The following is a 3,833-nucleotide window of genomic DNA, read 5'->3' as shown; positions in this document are numbered from 1 at the left end:
CATCGTAAGACCAGACATCGTCCGCCATTCCGCGAAGGCGTTCTCCCACTCGTCCAGCCTTTTCGAGTAGTCCTGCTGTAGCTGCTCTAATGCGCTCAGCAACTGTTTTTCCAGCTCCGTCATGCTGCTCTACTCCCGTACCAGTCTGATGCCGATCTTCCTGCCGTTGTCGAACGTCCAGTTCGTGTCCGCTTTCACGCCCTCCGGCAGCACCAGAAACCGCCCCTGGTTGTCTTCCTGGTACGTTACGCCCCACGTCCGCGCGTTCAGCTTCTCCAGCACGTCCTTCTGCTCCCGGATGCTCGCGTAGTTGTCGAGTATCTGGTTCCCCTGCCACCACAGAATGGCCGCGCTCGAGGCGATCAGCAGCGCGGAGACCAGGACGATGGTCAGCCACGTCTGGCTGACCATGCGCACCATGCCTTTCGTGCGCTGGCTCATGGCTGAGGACAGCTTCCGGTCGTGGTCGAGAATAGCGGCGCTGATTCTCTTCTCGCTTTCGTTCAGTTCCGCTCTGACAGACTTCTCGTGCTCGCTGAATGCGGCTTTCAACATCTCGCCGGTAGTCTGCTGCTGCGCTTTCGATTTCTGCTCTAAGTCCTTCGCCAGCGTTAAAAGACTGTTCATAGATGGCTCCCCTGAGTCGGATATTTCGCCCCCCGTCCGGGTCGGCAATGCTGATGCTGCTTTTCGTGGTGCGCACCACCTCGAAACCTGCGCTTTCCAGCGCCTCAGTGACGTCCTGACGGGTTTTCAGCTCCCCGGACGAGGCCAGGGCCAGTAAGCCCCGTGTAATCGCCTGGGCGGCCTCCTGTTTCACCTCCGGCAGCGCGGACGCCGTGACCAGCGCCCGCCGGTTCTCCGGCGCGTTCGGGTCGTGCAGCCCCAGACTGCCGTTCACTATGGTCTGCCAGGCATCGATGCGCGGACGGTCGGCGCGGTCGTAATACGGCTGGAGACGTCTGCCGGTCAGCAGCTCCGTGTTCGGGATGAGGAAGTTCAGTTCCAGCCGCCCCTTGTCCTGATGCTCAACCCACAGCACGCTGTACTGGTCTTTGTCGAGTCCGGGCATCAGAACCCGCTCAAAGCTCGCCATCAGCTTTTCGCGCTGCCCAGGCGGTAAATCCTTTTCGGCAAAGGACAGGACGCCAGATGTGTACTTTTTGGCGTAGGGCGAGGCGTCAATAAGCTCCCGGACTTCCTCCGGCTTCCCCTGCAGGACGCTGGCGCCGTCGCGCTGCCGGTCTTTACCCAGCAGATAATCCACCGGACCGGCGCCGCCGCCGCGCCCTCGCGGGTGAAACTTAACGATCATCGTCTGCCCCCTTTTCCAGCACGGCCTGGCGAAGCCGCTCGAGTCCGGCATCGATGGCCATCAGCGCGGCGACGACCTGCACGCGGTCATGCCCGCTGCCGCCCCCGGCGTTAACCTGCCGGGCAATCTGATTGAGGTTGTTCCCCATGCCGGCAAGCTGACGAAGCAGCGCCGGCGAGATCGACGGAAGTTTGCCGGCGCGAGCCGGCTTCTCGTCCAGACACGTCTGGCGCATCCAGGCCGCGAGCTGCTTACCGTCGCAGCGTTCCAGCAGACGCCGGTGCTCGTCTTCCGTTACCCACATCGTGAGCATCTTGCTGCGTTTGTCTGCCAATCCGGCCTCCTGATAACGCCGGGACGGGCGGGAAATTTTTCCCGGTCGGCGCGGTGTTAGACAAGCCGCAGGCGCGTCAGTGGTTTTTAGCGGGTTTCGGGGCGCAGCCCTGAACCAGTCACGTAGCGCTAGCGGAGTGTATACTGGCTAAATATGTTACGGCGGAGTAGTAATTTATGAAAGTGCTTCATGTGGAAAGGGAAAATGTGGCTATCGGGCGTAAGTGCAACATGCGGGTAAAGGTGAAATAACGCCTCCTCGCTCACTCGGTCGCTGCGCTCCTGCCGTGAGACTGCGGCGGGCATTGTCAAAATGTTACTGAGGGATATGAAGTTTTTAAACTCCAGAAGTACAAAAGCCCCGTGACATAATCACAGGGCTTGAGTACTCTAATTCTTGCAGATACCTGCTGGGAATCAGACGTCGCAATCTAATCCTAGCAGGGCTGGCTAGCCATGTCACTACCAGCTGAATACCATTCAACGACATTAAAATTATATCTGCACCCTAGACGCTCAGGTCTACGCCCCGGACTCCGGCAGGATAAACAGGCAAACGGTGGGTACGTAACTTAACCGCGAAAGAGTTAAGCTCTACCCCGTCTCGCAGTACGATAACTGGCACCTGATAAAATGAGCGAATAAGGAAGCAGCAAGCGGTGAAGTGTAATTGCCACGGTCTGACATTTCATCCACACAATCAAGCCTTTTGCAGGGTGAGAAAAACAAGAAGAGAGCTAGACGAAGGTCGCTACGCTCCCCGTGGTTTTTTATATACCCACCACGGGGGCATTAGACTTTTTTTACTCAAAAAAAGGACTGGTTGGAATGAGTCAAAGAATTGAAAACCTACGTAGGCTGGGAGAACTAAGAACTTTAATTGATAGGGAATCAGATAAAGGGCTCGTCTTAACCCTTACGTCTCTGATTGAAACCACCATACAAGAAATCCTTTCGGCCTTTCTCGTGCAAAATGCAGCATCAAAAGACTACGTCACAAACACATACTCAGCACCAATAAAAAAACGTACTCAGCTAACTTGTTCTCTCGGTCTCATCTGTGAACTAGAAATGAATTCAATCAATACAATATGTGAGATCAGGAATCAATTTGCACATAACTGGAATGTAAATTTCGATACAGATAAAGTCAGTAAAAAAATGGAAGCGCTAGCCGGTTTGTGGATTAGATTTGATAGGGAATCCAATCAAAAATTCCAGCAACTACCGAAGCGTAAGCTTTTCGATAAAATAGCATTCATGTTACTGACCGATCTTGTTCACAGAGCTGAAGAAGTTAGCCTCCATAGACTAAAGCCTATGGAGTGGAGTCGTACATGGATCAGGAAAATGGAAGATGATTTACCATAACATCCCGATTACGTACCGCTATCAACGCCAGCAGCCAATCTTGTCGACTGCTACGAGAACAACTCATGAACCTGCCATTAATGCCATAAAAAACAAAAACTTATAGTATGGTACAATGGGTTGCGTGTTTCCTTGACGCGAATTTCACTGGCAACTTTGCCATCCCGACTCATTCCGTACGGTTTCGGGATTTTTTTCAGCCGGCCGGCACCCTGGATCCAGACGTAAAAAACCCGCCATCTTTCTTCAGCGGGCTGAACAACAAACCATGTTCATAATCTACTGCTACGTGCCGAGACCGGCACACCTTAAGCCTAGTAAAGAACAATCCTCCGTACAAGCGAAGCCCTATACCGGCCGCCGGCACTGTCGCGCCGGTGTTACCCAGCCCGTCAGATTTACCATAACATCTCTTGGGCGCACCGCCCCGGACGGGTTCGCCGCGAATGCGACGTCAGCCCGGTAAAACCGGCAGCAAACCACCCGGTAAACCGCCCCGTTTGCGCCCGGTAAATTTCCCCGGACTGCATACCCATGCAGCCGGGTGAATGGCTCCGGCTTTCAGTGCAGATGCCCGCCGAAAGCCCCGTTTTAGCCGGTTATCACAGCGACGGGCCGTCATACGTCCGCTGTCGCTGCGATCGCTCCAGCTCCAGCGCTTTCTGGTGCTCCAGCACCCGCTCCTGCTGCTGGCGCAGCTCGACGGCATTCAGCCGTTCGACAACCGGCGCAGCTGCTCGCTCAAACTCTGCACCTGCCTGCTCAAGCCCGTGACGCGCTCGCTCAGCGCCGCGTTCTCCCGTTGCATAAGACC

Annotated in this window: 5 protein-coding genes and 1 pseudogene; 1 reads left to right on the top strand and 5 read right to left on the bottom strand. The window is 55.2% G+C overall.

The window, feature by feature from the left end:
• From MHZ97_RS22185 to MHZ97_RS22170, 4 genes and pseudogenes are all read right to left on the bottom strand, one after another.
• Positions 1 to 123 (bottom strand): MbeD family mobilization/exclusion protein (locus MHZ97_RS22185; protein ID WP_239323865.1); only part of this gene is annotated, 123 nt, incomplete at its 3' end.
• A gap of 6 nt (positions 124 to 129) precedes the next feature.
• Entirely contained in the window at positions 130 to 627 is a 498-nt protein-coding gene (locus tag MHZ97_RS22180) for an MbeB family mobilization protein (RefSeq protein ID WP_239315694.1), read from the bottom strand.
• 322 nt (positions 628 to 949) lie between these two features.
• Positions 950 to 1,315, bottom strand: a pseudogene (locus MHZ97_RS22530) (relaxase/mobilization nuclease domain-containing protein); the annotation flags it as partial.
• Positions 1,305 to 1,628, bottom strand: a complete 324-nt coding sequence (locus MHZ97_RS22170) for a MobC family plasmid mobilization relaxosome protein (RefSeq protein WP_179133778.1) — start codon at positions 1,626 to 1,628, stop codon at positions 1,305 to 1,307. The gene MHZ97_RS22170 and the pseudogene MHZ97_RS22530, both read right to left, overlap by 11 nt.
• Before the next feature lie 848 nt (positions 1,629 to 2,476).
• Here MHZ97_RS22170 and MHZ97_RS22165 point away from each other — a divergent pair.
• Complete coding sequence (locus MHZ97_RS22165) at positions 2,477 to 3,019, top strand: hypothetical protein (protein ID WP_239315695.1); 543 nt, start codon at positions 2,477 to 2,479, stop codon at positions 3,017 to 3,019.
• A gap of 709 nt (positions 3,020 to 3,728) precedes the next feature.
• Here the strand turns inward: MHZ97_RS22165 and MHZ97_RS22160 are convergent.
• Positions 3,729 to 3,833 (bottom strand): MbeD family mobilization/exclusion protein (locus MHZ97_RS22160; protein ID WP_239315671.1); only part of this gene is annotated, 105 nt, incomplete at its 5' end.

This window comes from Pantoea sp. ACRSC (genome assembly GCF_022346785.1).
GTDB lineage: Bacteria > Pseudomonadota > Gammaproteobacteria > Enterobacterales > Enterobacteriaceae > Pantoea > Pantoea alvi.
This window is presented reverse-complemented; position numbering and strand designations above follow the sequence as displayed.